We start from the raw sequence: 20,333 nt of genomic DNA on the forward strand, positions 1-20,333 counted from the left end.
GCGTGCGACGTCTGAGGCTTGTTCGTCGCCGAGATGACGCGAACGGTGCCGTCGGACGTTCGGACGCTGCGGTCGCGCTCGCCCGGAACCCGGTGGTTCCGCCGGCCGATCAAATGGGTCCGCGTCAGGACAGGGCAAGGACGCAGAACTCGTGGCCGTCCGGGTCGGTCAGACACGTCCACGGGACGTCGCCCTGGCCGATGTCGAGGTCGGTGGCGCCGAGGGCCCGCAGGCGGGCCACCTCCGCCGCTTGGTCGTCGCCGGGGTACGGCAACAGGTCGAGATGGACCCGGTCGGGCGCGGTCTTCTCGCCGGGCGTACGGAGGAACTCGAGATACGGGCCGACGCCCTCGGCGGAGCGCAACGCCGCGTACTCGTCGGTCACCTCGTGCCGGATCCAGTCCGTCGCCTCACCCCAGAAGTGGGCCATGGTCCGCGGATCTGCGCAGTCGACCACCACCGCGGCGATCGGCCCGGTGTCCCGGTAGATCTCCCGAGGCTCCAACACGCAGAACTCGTTGCCCTCCGGATCGGCGAGGACCGTCCACGGCACGTCACGCTGGCCCACATCGGCGGGCGTCGCGCCCAGAGTCCGCAGACGCGCGACCAACTCCGTCTGATGGGCCGCGGAGGTGCTGGCGAGATCGAGGTGCACGCGGTTCTTCGTTGCCGTCTTGGCTCCCGGCACGGGCACGACGTTGATGCCGACGGCGACCGGGTCCGGCCAGACCAAGCCGCCGACGGGCCCCACGTAGGTGGTCAGGCCGGAGCCGCCGCGGTAGGCACTCCAGCCGAGTGCCTCCGCCCAGAACTGGCCGACCGTCGCGTGATCGAGAGCCTTGATGTTCACCTGGGCAGGGCGCAGCGCCATGCCGGCGATCCTAGGCATCCGTCTGCTCGATATGGGTTGGTCGTCCGGCCCCGCTTCGAGCGCTGGGTCTGCTGCGGGTAGCTCGCGCCGCGCGCCAGAGCAGCCCAGCCAGACCGAGAGCGAACAGAACGTTGCCGACGACATCGACGAGCCCACCTGCCCCGACCAGAGGCTGCGACGGGAACGCGTACCAGGCGTAGGTCACGAGTGCGCCGCCGGTCAGGGCGAGCACGTGCCGCTCGTTCCATCCCGGTCGTTTGCTCCATCGCGCGAGCAGCCGCGCGCTGACCGCGTACAGGGCCAGGTAGACCACGACTGTCGGCCAGCCAGGGAACCAGCCCAGCACGATGAATGCGCTGGTGACAGCGAAGGCGATTGCGGCGACCTGCCATGGGCTCGGGGCGGGGGACCCGACGGGCTCCGCCCGCCGCCCAGTGACCAGGAACGCGGCGGCAACGAGGATCCCCGCAGCGGCCGTGGTGCCGGCCAATTGACCGGGCGCCGCGACAAAACGTTCGATCTCGTACGTGGCGAGCCAGTTGGTGACCGCGCCCAGGACGAACACGGCGCCGGCGAGGGCCAAGCCTCGGTTACTCAGCCACGGCTGCGCCGCCCGACGTGGCACCAGCGCCTCAGCGAGGGCGATGGACGCGCTGATGCTCCACACGGCGTGCAGAGTCAGCACGAAGATCGTCCACCACGCGCCCATGCCGAGCGTGGGTACGGGCGCCCAGCTCAGCAACGGGTAGCCGAAGTAGGACGGGTTGAACAGCGTGTGGGTCACCAGTCCTTCCTCGATCACCCCGTAAGCCAGAGCGAGCAAGAAGATGGTCGACCAGCCGCGCTGGGCCCGGCGGGCGACCTCCCGGATCAACAGCGCGCCACCACCGTAGAGCGGTGCGGTGAGCACCAGCCAGGGCAAGGCGGTCACCGACATGTTGCCGTGGAGGTACTCGCCGATCAGCGGTGCGAGGACGAACAAGCCCAACGCTGCCCATCCGGCTGAACGGTGCGGGGTCTGGCTCGACATCGGATGCTCCGCAGGCTGGCGAGGACATGACCTCGACAGCCTCGCCGCCCCAGGGGGCGCCCCCGCGACGCCCTTCGGTAGCCGCGCCTGAGACTTTGGTCTACCGCCCGGCCTTCTCCATCTCGGCGTGGACGGCTTGTCTCCGCACTCGCCGCGCTCGGCAGGCCTTCGGAATGGGCCCCGAATTAGGGTGCGTCTGCGTCCGCGGGGAGAGGGTCGGCCGCAGCCAGCGTGAACCGCTGTTCAACGCGGGAGGGCGGTAACCGCGGAGCGGCCGCAGTGGTGGGCACAAGGCCGCTCACCTGCGGTGATGAAGAGAGTGGGTGCGCCATCAGGGACTCGAACCCCGAACCCGCTGATTAAGAGTCAGCTGCTCTGCCTATTGAGCTAATGGCGCTCGTCACTCCCGGGACGGGCGACCACCCCGGGTGACGAGAGACAACGATAGCAGCCGACGCGTCAGGCCAGAAATCGGTAGGAGAGCCGTCCGTCACACCGGCCCCAGCGGCCATTTCACCGACGCCTCACCCGCTCGGCGGGCCGAGAATCTCGCCGCGCCGACGGTGAACCGATCGGGTCATCGGGTCGTAGGGGTTGACAACATCGTGTACAGGTGATTCACAGTGTCGTGTAGGTGTACGGCAGGATCTGCCGGAAGTACTGCGGATGAGCGGGGTAACGATGCGGGCGGTCCGCACCACGGTCGGCGGCGACGCCGAGCGACACGGTCGGCGATGGGCGAAGCGGGTCGGCGCCGCGGTGCTCGCGGTGGGGTTGCTGGCCGCGTGTGACAGCGCGGCCGGAGCGCCGACCGGGGAGTTCAGCCCGGCCGGCAACACGGCGTCGAAGAGCCCGGCGGTGCCGACGACGCTCGCCCTGACGGCGCCGGCGAACAAGGCCACGAAGGTCCTGACCAGCTCGGTGCTGACGTTCACCACCAACGGCACGCTCGACACGGTGACGCTCACCGGCTCGGACGGGAAGCCGGTGGCGGGCAACGTCTCGAGCGACAAGAAGTCGTGGGTGCCGGCGCGGCAGCTCGCGTACAGCGCCACCTACAAGGTGGTCGCGACGGCGTCGCAGGGCGGCGAAAACAGCAAGACGCTGACGTCCACGTTCACGACGATGGCCCAGCCGTCCTCGATCACCGGCGCCGACCTCTACGTCAACGACGGTGACACGGTGGGGATCGGGCTGCCGATCGTCGTCGAGTTCACGAACAGCATCCCCAAGTCGCAGCGTGCCGCGGTGGAGAGGCGGCTCTTCGTCACCAGCACCCCCGCTGTCGAAGGCTCGTGGCACTGGTTCTCCGGGAGCGAGATCCACTACCGTCCGCGCGCGTACTGGCCGAGCGGCGCGAAGGTGTCGGTGCGGCTGGCCATCGGCGGCCTGCCGATGGGTGACGGGAGCTACGGCAAGCGTGACCGGTTCGCCACGTTCACGGTCGGCCGCGCGGTGACCAGCAAGGTCGTCAACAAAGACAAGACGATGTACGTCTACAAGGACGGGAAGCTGATCCGGAAGTTCCCAATCAGCCTCGGCAAGCGCAGCACGCCGACGTCGTCCGGCCGGATGGTCGCAATGGAGAAGGCGTACAAGAAGACGTTCGACTCCGGAACGTTCGGCGTGCCGTCGGACTCACCAGACGGGTACCGGCAGGTGGTGTACTTCGACGTCCGGTTCACCTGGGGCGGGGAGTTCGTGCACGCTGCGCCGTGGTCGGTCGGCTCGCAGGGACGTGAGAATGTCTCGCACGGATGTGTCAATGCGTCGACGGCCAACGCCAGCTGGTTCTACGAGCTGACGCTCAAGGGCGACCCGATCGAGGTCATCGGCACCGAGACGCGCGTCGAGAAGGGCAACGGCTGGACCGACTGGGAGCTCAGCTGGGAGCAGTACAAGGCGGGTAGCGCGCTGCGCTGACCGCCGCTGCCGGCGGCGCCGAGCGAATTTTTCGGGAAGGCCACCTCTCGGGCGCCGCCGGGAGGTGGCCTTTCGGGAGAACCACCCCTCCGCGCCCCCTCAGAGGTGGCCTTTCGGGAAAAGCGCCACCCAGCGCCCAGGATGAGCGGCGCGGCGCCCCGGCAGCGGGGACGGCGCCCCCGCCACGGGGCGGCGAGCGGGTGCGCACATGACGAAGGGCCGGTCCGAATGGACCGGCCCGTCTCGCCGTATGGGGTGACTGATGGGATTTGAACCCACGACACCCGGGACCACAACCCGGTGCTCTGCCAACTGAGCTACAGCCACCATGCGCACTACCCGATCCGGAGGACCAGCTCGCGCGGCTCACTCATCATAGCGGTCCGCGCCCGCGCACCTCGACCTCGATCCCCCCTCTGGGGATCGCGCAGGTCACACCGGGCCGCTGGGCGTCATTTCGGGTCGGACAGCGAGGCCGCGATGGTCCGTGCCTGCTCGACGTCCGGCCCGGGCTGGGGGACGAAGATCGCCTGCCGGTAGTACTGGAGCTCGCGGATGCTCTCCCGGATGTCGGCCAGCGCCCGGTGCGCGAGCCCCTTCGCGGGCTGCCCGAAGTACACCCGCGGGTACCAGCGCCGGCACAACTCCTTGATCGAGGAGACGTCGACCATCCGGTAGTGCAGATAATTGTCGAGCCGCGGCATGTCGCGCGCGATGAAGCCCCGGTCGGTCGCGATCGAGTTCCCACACAGCGGCGCCGACTTCGGGTCCGGGACGTGCTCCTGGATGTAGGCGAGCACCTGGTCCTCAGCCTCGGCGAGCGTCACCGTCGAGGCGCGCACCTCGTCGGTGAGCCCGGACTTGGCGTGCATGTCCCGGACCACGTCCAGCATCCCGCTCAGCATCTCGTCAGAGGCATGGATCACCACGTCGATGCCCTCACCGAGGATGTTCAGCTCGGAATCGGTCACGAGCGCAGCAACCTCGATGAGCGCGTCGTGTCCCAGTTCAAGTCCGGTCATCTCGCAGTCGACCCACACCAAACGCTCAGTCACGGACGGCAGCCTATCCACCCGGACGAACAACCGTGTCGAGCCCTACCTAACTGTCCCGCACAGTCCGATATGCGAGCATGCCGCCGAAGGCCATCAAACCGACCCCGGAGAGCGTGTCGACCGTCTGCATCAAGCGGTCCCCGATCCGCCGCCGGGCGAGCGCCACGCCGAGCGCCAGCACCGTGAACCAGCCGATGCTGCCGATGCCGAGGCCGGCGAGCAGGCTCCCCGCCGAGGCCGGTGACGACGTCAACGCGGCGGTGGACGCGGCGGCGAAGATCGAGGCCCAGGACGCGATCGTCAGCGGATTGGACGCGGTGGCCAGCACGGACGTGCGCAACGCCGCCTTGACGGTGGTCACCTCGTCCACGGTTTCCAAGCCCAGTCGCACCCGGTGGGCCGTCCACAGCGTGCGGGCACCCATCCAGATCAGGACGCCGGCGCCGATGGTGCCGAGCGTCCACCGGATGGTGTCCGACCGGACCAGTTGGGCGACTCCGAGCAGGCCGAGCGTGGCGTACGCCATGTCGACGAGCGCGGCGCCGAGCCCGATCGCGAGCCCGGGCGCCAGCCCGTAGCGCAGGACGGTGCGGACGCAGAGTAGGGAAACCGGCCCGACCTGGGCCGCGACGAAGAGACCGAGTCCCAACCCGGCCAGGGCAGCGGTGAGCATGACGTCGATCCCAGCACGCGGGACCGCGAGTGTTCGATCGGTTTTCCCGGCCCCGCTCGCCGGGCAACCATTCCAGAGCGAGCGCCCCGTTCCGGGCGCTACCGTCACCTGCCTGCCCGAGGGCGTCGCGCGGGCTGCCGGGCGAACGCACGACCACGCACGAGGAGGGCCCGCCGATGGTCGGCCGGATTGAGGACTACGCGGTCATTGGCGACCTGCACACTGCAGCGCTCGTCGGCACCGACGGCTCGATCGACTGGCTCTGCCTGCCGCGCTTCGACTCCGGCGCGTGCTTCGCTGCCCTGCTCGGTGACGAGGAGAACGGCCACTGGCGGATCGCGCCGGTCGGACAGAGCGTCTGCACCAGCCGCAAGTACCGCGAGGACACGCTGATCCTGGAGACCGAGTGGACGACTCCGGAGGGCACGGTTCGCGTCATCGACCTGATGCCGCCCCGGGACGACGCCGTCGACGTGGTGCGGGTGGTGGAGGGCGTCAGCGGGCGGGTGTCGATGCGCAGCGTCCTGCGGCTGCGGTTCGACTACGGGCGGATCGTCCCCTGGGTCCGGCACGTCAACGGCGAGTTCGCCGCGGTCGCCGGCCCGGACGCGGTGTGGCTGCGCAGCAGCGTCCCGCTGCACGGAGAGAACCGGGCGACGATCGGGGACTTCACGGTCGGGCCGGGGGAGTACGTGCCGTTCGTGCTCACCTGGCGCGAGTCCTGGCACACCAACGACCGCGACGTGGACGCGATCGAGCAAGTCAACAACACCGAGGTGTACTGGCGCAGCTGGATCGACGGGTGCCGTTACGAGGGACGCTGGGCCGACGCGGTCCGGCGGTCGCTGATCACGCTCAAGGCGCTGACGTACGACCCGACCGGAGGGATCGTCGCTGCCGCCACGACGTCGCTGCCCGAACAGATCGGTGGACCCCGCAACTGGGACTACCGCTACTGCTGGCTGCGGGACGCGTCGTTCACGCTCCAGGCGCTGGTGTCCAACGGATACGACCTGGAGGCGCTCGCCTGGCGCGACTGGCTGCTGCGCGCGGTCGCCGGCGACCCGTCCGACCTGCAGATCATGTACTCGATCAAGGGTGCCAGGCGGATCGACGAGTGGGACGTCCCGTGGCTGTCCGGGTACGAGAAGTCGACGCCGGTCCGGATCGGCAACGCGGCGAGCGAGCAGCTCCAACTGGACGTCTGGGGCGAGGTGCTCGACTGTCTGCACCTCGCGCGGGAGGCCGGCATCGCCGGGAGCGACGACGCCTGGCACCTGCAGAAGCGGCTGGTCCACCACCTGGAGTCCGCCTGGCGGGAGCCGGACAACGGTCTCTGGGAGGTCCGCGGCGACCGGCAGCACTTCGTGCACTCGAAGGTGCTGTGTTGGGTGGCGTTCGACCGGATGGTCAAGACCGCCGAGCAATTCGGTCAGGACGGCGACGTCGAACGGTGGCGGGCGATCCGGGACGAGATCCACGCGGAGGTGTGCGCCAAGGGCTTCGACCGGACGCGGAACACGTTCACCCAGTACTACGGCTCGACCGGCCTCGACGCGTCGCTGCTGCTCATCCCGCGGCTGGGGTTCCTGCCGCCGAGCGATCCCCGGGTGGTGGGCACCGTCGAGGCGGTGCAGCGCGAGCTGTGCGTCGACGGGTTCGTGCTGCGGTACCGCCCGGAGCAAGAGGCGGTCGACGGCCTACCCGGCGGCGAGGGCGCGTTCCTGGCCTGCAGCTTCTGGCTGGCCGACGCGTTGTTCCTGATCGGGCGCGAGGAGGAGGCGGTCGCGCTCGTCGATCGCCTGGTGGCGCTCTCCAGCGACACGGGGCTACTAGCCGAGGAGTACGACCCGGTCACCAAGCGTCACTTGGGTAACACCCCTCAAGCGTTCAGCCACGTCGCGCTCGTGAACTCCGCGGTGCTCATCGGCGGGGCCTGACGGCAGGTGGACCTGTCCGAGCGTGCGGATAGGTCCACCTGCCGTCAGCACCGAGCTCCGGGCGGGCACCGAACCGCGCGTCGGGGCGGCACCACCGCCTGGCGGACGCGAGGAGCGCGTCCGCCAGGTCCGCTGCAGGAGCGGGCGTCCTTGCGGTGGTTCGCCGGGCGGCGTCTGACTAAAAGCGGTGAGCTTCGTGGCCGTACCCGAGGGCAGAAGCCACTTCCCCTGCGTTTTGGTATTCGGCATCGGCGGGCAGGTCGCGAACCGCGCTGACCAACCGCGCGGGAGCGTTGTTCTCGACCAGCCGGTCGATGAGCTGGTCGCGGCGCGCCGGGTAGATCTCCTTGCCCAGGTGCGCGGCGAGCTCCGAGCGTCCCTCGACGCCCTCCGGGGTGAGCCCCTCGGGAACGCCGCCGGTCAGCGTGCCGTTCGGCGCGAAGTCGGCCTCGGGCTGGTCTTCGCCGGAGGGCTCCGGGTCGCGCCACTCCTCGGTCCGACCCGAATGCCCGGACCGCACCAGACCTTCGGTCTCGCGCGCCATCGCCTCGTCCTGCCGTGGTCCGTGTTTGTCGCTGCGTTCCATGGGCCAGCGATTACCCGGCGCCTGCGAACTCAATCACGCGGTGTGAGGGTCCGGTACCCGCGGTCGTACCGCACCAGGGGGTTGCGTCCCGAGCCGGTGGTGGCGCTCACCACCGAGGCGGTCACCAGCAGGTGGTCCCCGACCGATCGGCGATCGGTGGTGACGCACTCCAGCGTGGCGCCGGCTCGGTCGAGCAGCAGCGCGCCGGTCGCCGCGCCGCGGTGGTGCTCCTCCTCGGCCAGCAGCAACCGGGCACTCGGACGTCCGGCCACCGCGAACCGTCCGGCCAGCGCCGCCTGATTACTGGCGAGGACCGACAACCCCCAGTGCGCCCGGCGGCCCAGTACCTCGGCGACGTAGCCGGCCGAATCCACCGCGATCGCCACGATCGGCGGGAACAACGAGACCGGCATCAACGCTGTGAGGGTGACGGCGAGATCGTCGGCGGGGTCGTCGAAGTCCTCGTCGGGATCGAGAGCATCGGGGCCGGGCGGCGCCGATTCGGGTGGCCGTCCGTCCCGGACGCTCAGCACCACGACGCCGGTGGCGAACCGCCCGAGAGCGGATTTCACCTGGTCGGCCGAGGTGTTCGTCACAGAACCATCCGGAAACTCACCGGGGCAGGTTACCCGGCCGATGGGGTGGGCATCCCCTGACGGATGGCTCACAGCGCGCAACGTTGCGCGGATCACCCTTCGAAACCGGAATCTCCGCCGGGTGAACGCCGTTGTGGGTTACGTACGTGTGAGGCACAAAGAGGGATTGGGGAGACGATGACGACGGACGTTGTGGAACCGAGTACCCGGGTCGTCGAGGTGGACGACACCGCGGCACCGGACCGCGACCTCGTCGGCACATACCTGCACGAGATCAGCCGCACACCGCTGCTGAACGCCGCGCAGGAAGTGGAGCTGTCGAAACAGGTCGAGGCCGGCCTCCTCGCCGAGTTCTGGCTCGACGAAGGAACGATCCCCGAGCACATCACGCGTTCTGAGCTTACCCGGCTCGTGGCCGAAGGTCGCCGGGCGAAGGACGCATTCATTCTGGCCAACCTTCGCCTGGTGGTTTCGATCGCGCGGCGGTACACCCGCAGCGCGATGCCGCTGCTGGACCTGGTGCAGGAGGGTAACTCCGGCCTGGTCCGTGCCGTGGAGAAGTTCGACTACCAGCGCGGATACAAGTTCTCCACCTACGCGACCTGGTGGATCCGGCAGGCGATCAGCCGAGCCATCGCGCAGCAGGCCCGAACGGTCCGGCTCCCCGTCCACCTCGTGGAGGAGATCAACCGGATGCGTAACGTCCGGCGCGATCTGACCCGTGAGCTGGGCCGTGAGCCCGAGATCGCGGAGATGGCCGGCGCGCTAGACATCGAGCCGTCGCGGGTCGAGGAGCTGATTCGGTGGGCGCGGGAGACCGTGTCGCTGGACACCCCGGTCGGTGAGGACGGCGAGACCTCGCTGTCCGACCTGGTCGCGGATCGGGACGAGCCGTCGCCGGAGGACGTGGTCATCGCCGCGCTCCAGCGGGACGGGCTCGGGCAGATGATCGAGCGGCTCGACCCGCGGTCGGCGCGGATCGTCCGGGCGCGGTACGGCCTCGAGGACGGGCGGCAGCAGTCGCTCACCGAGATCGCCGGCACGCTGGGACTGTCCCGCGAGCGAGTGCGGCAGCTCGAGAACGCGGCGCTGCACCAGCTCCGCGAGCTCGCCGCCTCCGAAGGCGTGGTTGCAGCCTGAGGTTCGTAGCGGAGCCCCGGCCCGATTGGGCCGGGGCTTTGTCATGTCTACGCCGTCCGGATCACCACCGCAGGTATGCCCGCTCCTGCATCCCGGGTGGCGCGACGCGCGCCTCGCCTCCGCTGTCAGTGGTGCCCGCACCGCCGCGCGGTGTCGTCCGACGTGCGCGCCCGGTGCCGCCTGGGCGAGTGCGAACTTCCCGAATATCCGTCCGCATGGCGGCGGCGACGCCCGGCGCGCCTGGGCGAGTGCGAACTTCCCGAATATCCGTCCGCATGGCGGCGGCGACGCCCGGCGCGCCTGGGCGAGTGCGAACTTCCCGAAAATGCGCCCGCCGGCGGGGTGGGTGGGGTGGTTCTCCCGAAAGCCAACCTGTGCGCCGCCCGCGAGAGGTGGTCTCCCCGAAAGTCCGCCCACGCGCCGCCCGGCGGCGCCGCCCCGGCAGTCACGTGGCGGAAGGCAGCGGACGGGCGGCGGCGTACGGTCGGAACGTCGGTAGCGAACGACGGGAGTAGACGTGCAGGAGAAGCAGATCATCACGCGGGTCGACGAGCTGGTCGCCGAGGAGCACTCGCTCCGGCAGCGCCTGGCCGCCGGTGAGCTGACCGCCGCCGAGGAACACGAGCGCCTCAAGCGGGTCGAGGAAGAGCTCGACCAGTGCTGGGACCTCCTCCGTCAGCGGCGGGCGAAGCGCGACGCGGGCCAGAACCCGGACGACGCCACGCCGCGTCCGGTGAGCGAGGTCGAGTCGTACCTGCAGTAACGGTTCACATCCCATTCAACCCTGTTCCAACTGGTATCTGACTGGCTCCGCTGGGCTGCTCGGGGCGAGGCGACATCCACGTCGCCGCGCCTCGAGGAGGACAGATGCCCAATCGGAGTGCCCGCTTAGCGGCGGGCTCGGTACTCGGGCTGGCCATGGCCGTGAGTGCACCCGCCGCGGCCACGGCCGCCCCGTCGGGGCTGGAGGTGCTCGCCGAGCCCGCCGCGGTGGCCGCCCGCCCAGGCGCCCCCGGAACGAAGCCCGTCGTCATCGCGCACCGCGGAGCCAGCGGATACCGGCCCGAGCACACGCTCGCCGCCTACCAGCTCGCGATCGAGCAGGGCGCGGACTTCGTCGAGCCCGACTTGGTCTCGACGAAGGACGGCGTGCTGGTCGCGCGTCACGAGAACGAGATCGGCGGCACCACCGACGTCGCGAGCCACCCGGAGTTCGCCGACCGCAAGACCACCAAGACGATCGACGGCCGGACGATCACCGGCTGGTTCACCGAGGACTTCACGCTCGCCGAACTCAAGACTCTCCGGGCGGTCGAGCGCCTCCCGGCCGTCCGCCCCGGCAACACCGCGTACGACGGCAAGTTCCGGGTGCCGACGCTCCAGGAAGTCGTCGACCTGGTGAAGCGGGAGAGCAAGCGGCGTCACCGGACGATCGGGCTCTACCCGGAGACCAAGCATCCGACGTACTTCCGCTCGATCGGCAAGCCCCTGGAAGAGCCACTGGTGAAGACGCTGAAGCGGAGCCGGCCGCCGAAGGTGATCATCCAGTCCTTCGAGACCGGCAATCTTCGACGCCTCAACCGGATGATCGACGTGCCGCTCGTCCAACTCGTCGACGCCGCGGGCGCGCCCTACGGCGACGGCCGCACGTACGACGACCTGGTCACCCCGGCGGGCCTGGCCGACATCCGGACCTACGCGGACGGCGTGGGGCTGAACACCGCTCGGGTGATCGGTCCGACGCAGGCGCCCACGACCGTGGTCGCGGACGCACACGCGGTCGGGCTGATCGTGCACGTCTGGACCATCCGCAGCGAGAACCAGTTCCTGCCGGCCGCCTTCCGCATCGGCACCGATCCGAACGCCGTGGGGGACGTCGAGGGCTGGTTGCGGCTGCTGCTGGCTCAGCGGATCGACGGGTTCTTCACCGATTTCCCGGACGTCGGCCGAGCGGTGGTCGACGGACGCCGCGCGGCCTGATCGCACCCGCGCGGGAGCCTTACGTCCGGCGCGCTCCGCGGTGACGGCGCCACCGCGCAGCGTGCCGGACCTCCTCCATCCGGCGGATTGCGTGTGACCACCGCATACTGGGGATATCAGCAGGACGTCACCCGCTTGCCGTCAGGAGGAGACCGCGCCGATGGGTTCCCCGGAGTCTGCGGGGACGCCCCTGCCGAGGTCCCCCGACGTCCTCCTCGATCGGCTGGAGCTCGCCCTCGACGCCTCCGGGATCGGGTCGTTCGACTGGCACCTGGAGACCGGTGAGCTGATCTGGGACGACCGCCTGTGCCGCCTGTTCGGCATCGAGCCGGCGTCGTTCGACCGCCGGATCGAGACGTTCTACGCGCACCTCCACCCGGCCGACCGGGGCCGGGTGGAGCAGGTGATCCAGCACGCGATCGAGGCCCGGGGCGAGTACCACGCCGAGTACCGCGTCGTCCGTCCGGACGGTGCCGAGCGCTGGGTGGACGCCAGGGGACGCGTAGTCGCCGGTCCGGACGGGGGCCCGGACCGCCTGATCGGCGTCGCGACGGACTTCACCGACCGCTACCAGACCTGGCAACGTCAGCAGGACGCCGCCCGCGCCGAGTGGGAGCGGGCCCAGCTCATCAACGCGGTGACCAGGGCGCTCGCCGAGGCGCTGACGCTCAAGGACGTCACCCAGGTCCTGACCGGAACCCTGCGCGAGGCGATCGGCGCCAGCGCCCTGGGCGTCGTGCTGATGGAGAGTGGCCGACTCCGCGTCGTGGATGCGGTGGGGTACGACTCGCAGGTCGTTGCGGACTTCGACGGGGCGTCGATGGACGACCCGCGGCCGCTCGCCGAGGCGGTGCGCACCCGGCTCCCGCTGTTCGCCGGCGACGCCGCTGCGTTCGTCGACCGCTGGCCGGAGGCCGCAGAGGGCCGGGGCGCCGCCTGGGCTTATCTCCCGATGATCGCGGCCGGGCGGCCGGTCGGCGGTTTCGCGGTGCGCTGGGACCGGCCGCAGGCGTTCACGTCCGACGACCGCACGATGCTCGTCGCCCTCGGCGGTCTGGCCGCGCAGTCGTTGGAGCGGGCACGCCTCTACGACGCCGAGCACGAGCTCGCCGCCGGCCTGCAGCGCGTCATGCTGCCCCGGCGCACCGACGGCATCCCCGGGGTGTCGACCGCGTGCCGGTACCTACCCAGCGCCGACGGGCTTCAGGTCGGCGGCGACTGGTACGACGTCATCGCGCTGCCGTCCGGCGAGGTCGGTCTCGTCGTCGGGGACGTCGAAGGGCACACCGCACACGCCGCAGCGGTGATGGGCCAGCTGCGGATCGCGGTGCGCGCCTACGCCACCGAGGGCCACCGCCCGGAAGAGGTGATCGCGCGCACCAACCGGCTGCTCGTCGACCTGGAGACCCGGCTGCTCGCGACCTGCTGCTACGTCACGATCGACCCGGCCACCGGGGAAGGCGTCGTGGTGGGCGCGGGACATCCGCCGCCGCTCGTCGTCCGGGCGGACGGGCGCGTGGAGATCTCCGAGCCCAGCGGTGGCCTGATCCTCGGCGTGCAGGACGCCGCCGAGTACCGGTCCACCGCCGTCCACATCGGCCCGGGCGACGCCCTGGTGCTGGTGACCGACGGGTTGATCGAGTCACCGGGGCAGTCGATCGACGCCGGCCTGCGCGCGCTGGCGGAGCGGGCAGCCGCCGGCGCCGGTGACAACGCCGAGCACCTCGCCGACCGGATCGTCGCGCCGATCGGATCGGCCGGGCGGCGTTTCGACGACATCGCGGTCGTGGTGGCCCGTCGCGATCTGGTCGAGGAGACCCGGACCGACGAGGCGCGGCACGCGGTCGCCCGGGGCGCGTCGGGCATGATCGGCCGCGCGCGGGCCTTCGTGACCCGGACCCTGACCGCCTGGGACATCGACCAGACCGTTCGGGAAGCGGCGGTGCTCTGCGCGTCGGAGCTGGTGACGAACGCGATCCGGCACGGCGAGGGCCTGGTGGAGCTGGCCCTGATCCGGTACCCCGATCGGATCCGACTGGTCGTCGAGGACGACTCGCCGACGCCGCCACGCCTGGTACACGCGTCGATGACCAGCACCGGCGGCCGTGGGCTCGACGTCGTGGCCCGGCTGTCCGCTGCGTGGGGCTCGGAGGCGCGGGGCACCGGGAAGATCGTCTGGGCGGAGTTTCCCTGCTGAGAACTACGCACCGGTCTCAGCGGGAGTGCAGCGGTAGTGCTACGCAGAGTATTCAGATCGTGGCGCGGGAGCGATAGGCTGATCCCTCGGGTCCAGCGGCGGCCTCCACTGCCCGCGTCGCGCGCGCAAGCGTCGCGAGTGGGGACGTCCGTGCAGGTCGGACGGGGTGGTGCCCTCGGCAGGACTCGAACCTGCGACCAAGTGCTTAGAAGGCACCTGCTCTATCCGCTGAGCTACGAGGGCATGGCGCGGGAGCAGGATTAGTCGACGGCCCCCGCCGTGCCCCACCAGTCCCCGCTATCTCGGAGAGCAGAGTAACCCGCAGGTCAGAGCCGTGCTCAGGGATCCGGGGGGACACTCCCGACGCGTCTCCTGCAGTCCGCGTCAATTGATACTGACGGACAGCCCGAGTCGTGCTTTTCCATCAGGTTACTAACCGATTTGCCCCTGACGCGGATCCCCGCGCGTTCCTCCGCGTGACTACTGTCAGTGCGCGGAAGCGTTGATAACGGTTATGGCAACGATCCAGGCCAGAACGAGGGCGGCGGCGAACGGAACAGTGACCTTGCTCATGGGAGGCACCCCTTTGCGCGGATCGGGAGCGAGCGACGGCCTGTCGACCCGGCCATGCGCACCGCAACGCCCCGAGGGCGGCCTCATCCGAGGGCTGCCTAGCTACCTCGCTTGACGGGCGGCGTCGTCTCCCGACGCCTCAGCGGCTGAGCGCGTGCCGGGTATGACTACTGGAGGGATCGTTCGACGACACGACGACCACCTCCTCGGCTCGGCCCACCATCCGCCTCGTTCCCCGCCCGGTGACCCGGCGCGGGGCGCGGTTGACCCAACGTCGAAGGCTACACGCTGTGCCGGGTTAACGCACATCGGCGCTGGTCAAGCGTCGGAAGCCGGACTGTGGGTGGAGTCCGAGATCCACACAGGACGGTAGCTCGGAGGACTAGGGCGGCCTCGACCGGACGGTTGAACCACCCGTGGTCAGTGGGTGCGTCCCTCGGTGCCCGAGTCACCCTTCCGCCCCAGGTGCGGACGCGCGGGCGGCGGGCGTGGCATGGTCGTCGGGTGGACCTCGAAGAGGTGGCCGAAGAGCTGTACAGCCTCGACCTTGGACAATTCACGCCGGTCCGCACCGCGCGGGAGAAGGAGGCGCGGGCGGCGGGCGATCGTGAGCTGGCCGCGCAGATCAAGCAGCTGCGCAAGCCGTCGCTCTCGGCGTGGCTCGCCAACCAGCTCGTCCGCGAGCGTCGGGAGCAGATCGAGCCGCTGCTGGCGCTCGGCGAGCAGCTGCGCGAGCTGCAGGCCTCGGTGAGCGCCGACCAGCTCCGTGCACTGACCCAGCAGCGGCACCGGCTGGTCTACGCGGTGGCGCAGGAGGCGCGGGCGCTCGGCCACGAGCGGGGGCAGACGGTCAGCGACGACGTCGCCCGGGAGTTGGAGCAGACGCTGCACGCGGCGCTCGGCGATCCGGGAGCGGCTGAGGCGGTCCGGAGCGGACGGTTGACCAACGGGCTGCAGTACGCGGGTTTCGGGCCGGTGGATCCGGCCGCCGTCCCGGCTCCGGAGGCCACGCCCAAGCCGAAGCCGAAGGGCAAGTCGGGGCCGAAGGACGACCTGGCCGCGCGGCGGAAGGAGCGCGCCGAGCAGCTACGTCGGGCCCGGGAAGAGGCGCAGGAGGTGCTCGACCGGGCGCGAGCGGCGCTGGTCGACGCCGAGGCGTCGCGGGACGAGGCGGCCCAGACGCTGGAGGACGCCGAGCGGCGGCACACCGAGGCGCGGGACCGCGTCGACCAGCTCCGGCTGGACTTGGACGACGCGGAAGCGGCCGCGGACAGCGCGGAGCACGAACTCAAGGCCGCTCGACGGGCGGGCGAGGCCGCGCGGAAAGCAGCGCAGCTGGCGGCGCAGCGGGTGACCGGCGCCGCGCACCGGCTCGCCGAGCTACCCGAACCGGAGTGAGCGCTCGGCGTTGCACGCTTACCGCCCCTGTACGGGACCGGAATGTGCAACGCCCCGAGCGACGGCGGCCGCTTGGGCGGCGATCTCGGACTCCTCGTCGGTGGGGATGACGAGCACCGGGATGGGGCCGTGGCCGATCGTCGCCGGGGTGGACGGCCCCACGGCCTCGCGGTTGGCGTCCTCGTCCAGCTCGACGCCCAGGTGGGCCAGTGGACCGCAGACCTCGGCCCGGAGTGGTGCGTCGTTCTCGCCGACCCCCGCGGTGAACACCAGCGCATGAACCCCGGGAACCACCGCCAGGTAGGCGCCGACGTACTTGCGGATCCGGTAGGCGTAGACGTCGCGCGCCAGCCGAGCGCCCGCGTCGCCCTCGTCCGCCGCCGCCCGGACCTCGCGCATGTCGGAGACCCCGGCCAGGCCCCGTAGCCCGCTGCGGCTGGTGAGGATCTTCTCCACGTCCGCCGGGTCGAGCCCCGCGCGGATCAGATGGAACGGGACCGCCGGGTCCAGATCGCCGCTCCGGGTGCCCATCACCAGGCCCTCCAGCGGCGACAGCCCCATCGACGTGTCGACGCTCCGCCCACCGGCCACCGCGGTCGCCGACGCGCCGTTGCCGAGGTGGCAGATGACCAGGTTCGGTGCGGGCACGCCGAGGTACTCCGCCGCGCGTCCGGTGACGTACTGGCAGCTCGTTCCGTGGAAGCCGTACCGGCGGATGCCGTACTCCGCGGCGACGTCGACCGGCAGCGCATAGGTGGCGGCCACCGCCGGGATCGTCGCATGGAACGCGGTGTCGAACACCGCGACCTGCGGCACGTCCGGCAGCTGTGCCCGCAACGCCCGGATGCCCGCGAGGTTGACCGGGTTGTGCAGCGGTGCGAGCGGCGACAGCTCCTCGATGCCGGCCTCCACGGCGGCGTCGACCACCGTCGGCGCGGTGTACCGCGTCCCGCCGTGGACGACCCGGTGGCCGACCGCGAGCAGGCCGTCCAGCGACGCGTTCGGTAGTACGTCGAGCATCCACGCCAGGGCGGCGGCGTGGTCCTTCGCTGGGCGGGTCTCCGGGGCGCGGCCGTTGTGCCGCAGCCGGGCGGCGTCCGAGCCGATCTCCTCGATCAATCCTTTGGCGAGTACTCCGGCCCCGACGTCGATCAGCTGGTACTTCAGCGACGACGAACCGGAGTTCACCACGAGGACCAGCTTCATCGTGCTCCTTGAGCCTGGACGGCAGTACTCTGCTGAGCCTGAACGGCAGTTATGGCGACGGTGTTGACGATGTCGGCGACCGTGCAGCCGCGGGACAGGTCGTTGACCGGTCGCCGCAGCCCCTGCAGCACCGGACCCACCGCGATCGCGGACGCTGCCCGCTGCACCGCCTTGTACGTGGTGTTGCCGGTGTTGAGGTCCGGGAAGACCAGCACGGTCGCGTGCCCGGCCACCGGGTTGCCGGGCAGCTTCGCCGCGCCGACCCCCGGGTCGACCGCGGCGTCGTACTGGATCGGCCCGGCCAGCGGCAGGTCGGGCCGCCTGCCCGCCACGATCTCGGTAGCCTCCCGCACCTTCTCCACGTCGACGCCGGACCCGGAGCCGCCGGTGGAGTACGACACCATCGCGACCCTGGGCTCGACGCCGAACGCCACCGCGGTCTCGGAGGCGCACACCGCGATGTCGGCCAGCTGGGTGGCGTCCGGGTCGGGGACCACGGCGCAGTCCGCGAACACCAGTACCCGGGTGGGCAGGCACATCAGGAACGCGCTGGAGACCAACGAGACGCCGGGCAGCGTCCGGATCACCTCCAACGCGGGCCGGATCGTGTGCGCGGTGGTGTGCGCGGCACCGGAGACCATGCCGTCGACCTCGCCGGCGTGCACCAGCATCGTGCCGAAGTACGAGACGTCCCCGATGATGTCGAACGCCATCTCCGGCGTGACGCCTCGGTGGGCGCGCAGCTCTGCGTAGGTCTTGGCGAACTGCGCACGCAGCGGCGAGGTCAGCGGGTCGATGATCCGGACGCCGGACAGGTCGGTGCCGAGCTGGGTGGCCTTCGCTGCGATCGCGTCGGGGTCACCGAGCAGCACCAGGTCGGCCACGCCGCGATGGGTGAGCTCCTCGGTGGCGAGCAGGATGCGCTCCTCGTCGCCCTCGGGCAGCACGATCGTCCGTTTGTCGGCGCGGGCGTGCGCGATCAGCTGCGCGGAGAACATCAGCGGCGTGACGACATCCGGCTTGGACAGCTGGATCCGCTTGCGCAGGGTCTCGGTGTCGACGTTGTCGGCGAAGGCCCCGAGTGCGGCGGCCACTTTGCGGGCGCTGTCCGCCCGCAACTGCCCGGTGAGGCCCTCCAGCTGGTGCAGCGTCGTGTAGGTGTCGGCCTTCACCGCGATCACCGGCAGGCCGGACGGCTCCAGCAGCGCGAGACTCTGCTGGTCGGGGACGTGCCCGACGGTCAGCACGATGCCGGCCGGCGTCGGTAGGTGCGGGCTGACGGCGGCCGCCGCGACGCCGACCGCCAGATCGATCCGGTCGCCGGACGAAACCAGCAGCATGCCGTCGCGCAGCAGCGGTAGCACGGTCTGCAGGTAGGCCGAGCCGGCCAGATACGAGTCGACCTCGCGCTGGAGGGCGGGGCCGTCGCCGGCCAGCAGCGTGCCGTCGAGGGCTGCGACGACCTCGCCGACCGTGAGCGCGGCCAGGATCGGGAGGTCCGGGACCACGTAGACCGGCGGGTCGGCGCTGGTGAGGCCGGCGTGCTCCGGACCGGCGCGATTGACGATCGTCGCGACCACCTCGCAGCCGTGCTCGCGGAGGACCGCACCGCCCTCGCGGAGTGCGGTGGTCACTGCGTCGGCGGTGCGGCCGTGCCCGGAGAGAACCTGCAGCACCGGCGCGCCCAGGTTGGCGGCCAGCTCGGCGTTGAGGCCCAGCTCGACCGCCGGCGACGGTCCGGTGTAGTCCGTGCCCACGCACAGCACGAAGTCGTACCGCTCACGGAGCCGCGCGACGTGGTCGACGACGGCGGCGATCAGCCGCTCCGGACCACCGGACTCGATCAACTCCGCCGCGGACGAGTACGTGAAGGCGACCGCGTCCGCCTCTGGCAGCTCGAGTTGGTAGCGACCGCGGGCCAGCTCGACGATCGGGTCCGGTTGTCCGTGGTCCGGCACGACCGGCCGGAACACCGCGAGCCGCTGGACGTCCGCGGCCAGGAGGTCGAGCAGGCCGAGCGCCACCGCGGACTTGCCCGAGCGCGGCTCCATCGAGGTGAGATAGAGGATGTCGGACATCTCGGTCCTTCCCGGTCGGTGACAGCCCAGGCCGGACAGGGCTTGATCGCAGCTTACGGAGCGCACCTTCCCTACCCGAGTCCGGTCCGGATGAACACCGTTCGAAGCTTCCGGACGCCCCGGAGCCGATGCCGTCGAATTGCGCTACCGATATTGCTCTGGGCGTAGACGCCGAAAGCAAAATCGCCTGGAGCGAACATTTCTGTTGAGTGGACCGACCGCCGTTTAGCGTTCGGGTGGTAACGAAAGCGAGTTGAGAGGCACGGATCAACGATATGAAAAAGACAAATATTCGGACGCCGGACGCGAGGCGCGCGGCGGCGCCCGACCGGGCGTTGGACACCGTGCCGCACTGGTCGTCCGCGCCGGTGATCGGACCGGTCGTCCGGGCCGGGATCGCTCCGGACACCTGGGCGTCCTCGCCGGTTCCGAGCGGCGGCGGGGGCCTGGACGACCAGGTCTTCTCGCGCCTGCTGCGGGACCGGATCGTCTTTCTCGGCAGCGAGGTCACCGACGCGGTGGCGAATGCGCTCTGTGCGCAATTGCTACTACTCAACGCGGAGGATCCGGAGCGGGACATCTGGCTCTACATCAATTCGCCGGGCGGCTCGGTGACCGCGGGCATGGGAATCTACGACACCATGCAGTGGGTGAGTAACGACGTCTGCACGGTGGCCCTCGGATTCGCGGCTTCGATGGGCCAGTTCCTGCTTTGTTCCGGCGCGCCAGGAAAGCGGTACGCCTTACCGCACTCCCGAGTCGTCATGCACCAGCCGCACGGTGGATTCGGCGGCACCGAGACCGAAATTCGGATCCAGGCCGAGCAGATGCTGCACACCAAGAAGACGATGGCCGAGCTCATCGCCTTCCACACCGGTCAGTCGCTGGAGACGGTGGAGCGCGACTCCGATCGGGATCGCTGGTTCACCGCGGACGAGGCGCGGGAGTACGGCTTCGTCGACCAGGTCGTCCGGACGCTCGACACGGTCACGGCCTGAGTAGCTAGGGCGGTGGAGCCCGCTGCGGGCGTCGCCGGCGGTCGAGCGAGGCCGTCGTGACCTGTGCCGGGTCTCAAGGCCGCCGCAGC

Annotated in this window: 16 protein-coding genes and 3 tRNA genes; 8 read left to right on the forward strand and 11 right to left on the reverse strand. The window is 70.5% G+C overall.

Features of this window, described 5'->3' with window-relative positions:
• Positions 1-124 precede the first annotated feature (124 nt).
• The 3 genes from ABEB28_RS29520 to ABEB28_RS29530 form a co-directional block, all read right to left on the reverse strand.
• On the reverse strand, positions 125-871 hold the full coding sequence (locus tag ABEB28_RS29520) for a VOC family protein (RefSeq protein WP_345731517.1): 747 nt from the start codon (positions 869-871) through the stop codon (positions 125-127).
• Positions 872-881: 10 nt separating this feature from the next.
• On the reverse strand, positions 882-1,901 hold the full coding sequence (locus tag ABEB28_RS29525) for a hypothetical protein (RefSeq protein WP_345731518.1): 1,020 nt from the start codon (positions 1,899-1,901) through the stop codon (positions 882-884).
• Between the two features lie 324 nt (positions 1,902-2,225).
• Positions 2,226-2,298: transfer RNA gene (locus tag ABEB28_RS29530), tRNA-Lys, on the reverse strand.
• Between the two features lie 269 nt (positions 2,299-2,567).
• Between ABEB28_RS29530 and ABEB28_RS29535 the strand changes: the two genes are divergently transcribed.
• A complete protein-coding gene (locus ABEB28_RS29535) occupies positions 2,568-3,824 on the forward strand; it encodes a L,D-transpeptidase (RefSeq protein WP_345731519.1) in 1,257 nt (418 codons plus the stop codon).
• A gap of 251 nt (positions 3,825-4,075) precedes the next feature.
• Here the strand turns inward: ABEB28_RS29535 and ABEB28_RS29540 are convergent.
• The 3 genes from ABEB28_RS29540 to ABEB28_RS29550 all read right to left on the reverse strand — a co-directional run bounded on the left by ABEB28_RS29540 (position 4,076) and on the right by ABEB28_RS29550 (position 5,552).
• A tRNA-His gene (locus tag ABEB28_RS29540) sits at positions 4,076-4,151 on the reverse strand.
• Positions 4,152-4,276: 125 nt separating this feature from the next.
• Positions 4,277-4,879, reverse strand: a complete 603-nt coding sequence (gene orn / locus ABEB28_RS29545; protein WP_376981488.1) for an oligoribonuclease — start codon at positions 4,877-4,879, stop codon at positions 4,277-4,279.
• Positions 4,880-4,925: 46 nt separating this feature from the next.
• Entirely contained in the window at positions 4,926-5,552 is a 627-nt protein-coding gene (locus ABEB28_RS29550; protein WP_345731520.1) for a LysE family translocator, read from the reverse strand.
• Between the two features lie 176 nt (positions 5,553-5,728).
• Here ABEB28_RS29550 and ABEB28_RS29555 point away from each other — a divergent pair, with 176 nt between their 5' ends.
• Positions 5,729-7,492 (forward strand): glycoside hydrolase family 15 protein, encoded by a 1,764-nt coding sequence (locus ABEB28_RS29555; protein WP_345731521.1) that lies wholly within the window; start codon positions 5,729-5,731, stop codon positions 7,490-7,492.
• Positions 7,493-7,670: 178 nt separating this feature from the next.
• Here the strand turns inward: ABEB28_RS29555 and ABEB28_RS29560 are convergent, their stop codons facing one another.
• Positions 7,671-8,078: a DUF2795 domain-containing protein gene (locus ABEB28_RS29560; protein ID WP_345731522.1), complete on the reverse strand. Its 408-nt coding sequence runs from the start codon at positions 8,076-8,078 to the stop codon at positions 7,671-7,673.
• Positions 8,079-8,107: 29 nt separating this feature from the next.
• Positions 8,108-8,674 (reverse strand): flavin reductase family protein, encoded by a 567-nt coding sequence (locus ABEB28_RS29565; RefSeq protein WP_345731523.1) that lies wholly within the window; start codon positions 8,672-8,674, stop codon positions 8,108-8,110.
• A 177-nt stretch (positions 8,675-8,851) separates the two neighbouring features.
• Between ABEB28_RS29565 and ABEB28_RS29570 the strand changes: the two genes are divergently transcribed.
• From ABEB28_RS29570 to ABEB28_RS29585, 4 genes are all read left to right on the forward strand, one after another.
• Positions 8,852-9,814, forward strand: coding sequence for a sigma-70 family RNA polymerase sigma factor (locus ABEB28_RS29570; protein ID WP_345731524.1), 963 nt, complete (start codon positions 8,852-8,854; stop codon positions 9,812-9,814).
• Between the two features lie 517 nt (positions 9,815-10,331).
• A complete protein-coding gene (locus ABEB28_RS29575) occupies positions 10,332-10,577 on the forward strand; it encodes a DUF2630 family protein (protein WP_345731525.1) in 246 nt (81 codons plus the stop codon).
• 104 nt (positions 10,578-10,681) lie between these two features.
• Positions 10,682-11,794, forward strand: a complete 1,113-nt coding sequence (locus ABEB28_RS29580; protein WP_345731526.1) for a glycerophosphodiester phosphodiesterase — start codon at positions 10,682-10,684, stop codon at positions 11,792-11,794.
• Positions 11,795-11,954: 160 nt separating this feature from the next.
• Entirely contained in the window at positions 11,955-13,991 is a 2,037-nt protein-coding gene (locus ABEB28_RS29585) for a SpoIIE family protein phosphatase (RefSeq protein ID WP_345731527.1), read from the forward strand.
• 167 nt (positions 13,992-14,158) lie between these two features.
• Here ABEB28_RS29585 and ABEB28_RS29590 read toward each other — a convergent pair.
• Positions 14,159-14,234: transfer RNA gene (locus ABEB28_RS29590), tRNA-Arg, on the reverse strand.
• A gap of 834 nt (positions 14,235-15,068) precedes the next feature.
• Between ABEB28_RS29590 and ABEB28_RS29595 the strand changes: the two genes are divergently transcribed.
• The gene (locus ABEB28_RS29595) at positions 15,069-15,962 is read left to right on the forward strand and encodes a hypothetical protein (protein ID WP_345731528.1); all 894 of its coding nucleotides are present in this window, start codon (positions 15,069-15,071) and stop codon (positions 15,960-15,962) included.
• A gap of 18 nt (positions 15,963-15,980) precedes the next feature.
• Here ABEB28_RS29595 and ABEB28_RS29600 read toward each other — a convergent pair whose 3' ends face one another.
• Together ABEB28_RS29600 and pta are read right to left on the reverse strand one after the other, a co-directional pair.
• Positions 15,981-17,168, reverse strand: a complete 1,188-nt coding sequence (locus tag ABEB28_RS29600) for an acetate/propionate family kinase (protein WP_345731529.1) — start codon at positions 17,166-17,168, stop codon at positions 15,981-15,983.
• Positions 17,165-19,246: a phosphate acetyltransferase gene (pta, locus tag ABEB28_RS29605; RefSeq protein WP_345731530.1), complete on the reverse strand. Its 2,082-nt coding sequence runs from the start codon at positions 19,244-19,246 to the stop codon at positions 17,165-17,167. The genes ABEB28_RS29600 and pta overlap by 4 nt, the downstream gene beginning before the upstream one ends.
• 275 nt (positions 19,247-19,521) lie before the next feature.
• Here pta and ABEB28_RS29610 point away from each other — a divergent pair, with 275 nt between their 5' ends.
• The gene (locus ABEB28_RS29610; RefSeq protein WP_345731531.1) at positions 19,522-20,244 is read left to right on the forward strand and encodes an ATP-dependent Clp protease proteolytic subunit; all 723 of its coding nucleotides are present in this window, start codon (positions 19,522-19,524) and stop codon (positions 20,242-20,244) included.
• The last annotated feature ends 89 nt before the right edge of the window (positions 20,245-20,333 follow it).

It is taken from the genome of Cryptosporangium minutisporangium, assembly GCF_039536245.1.
GTDB classification, from domain to species: domain Bacteria; phylum Actinomycetota; class Actinomycetes; order Mycobacteriales; family Cryptosporangiaceae; genus Cryptosporangium; species Cryptosporangium minutisporangium.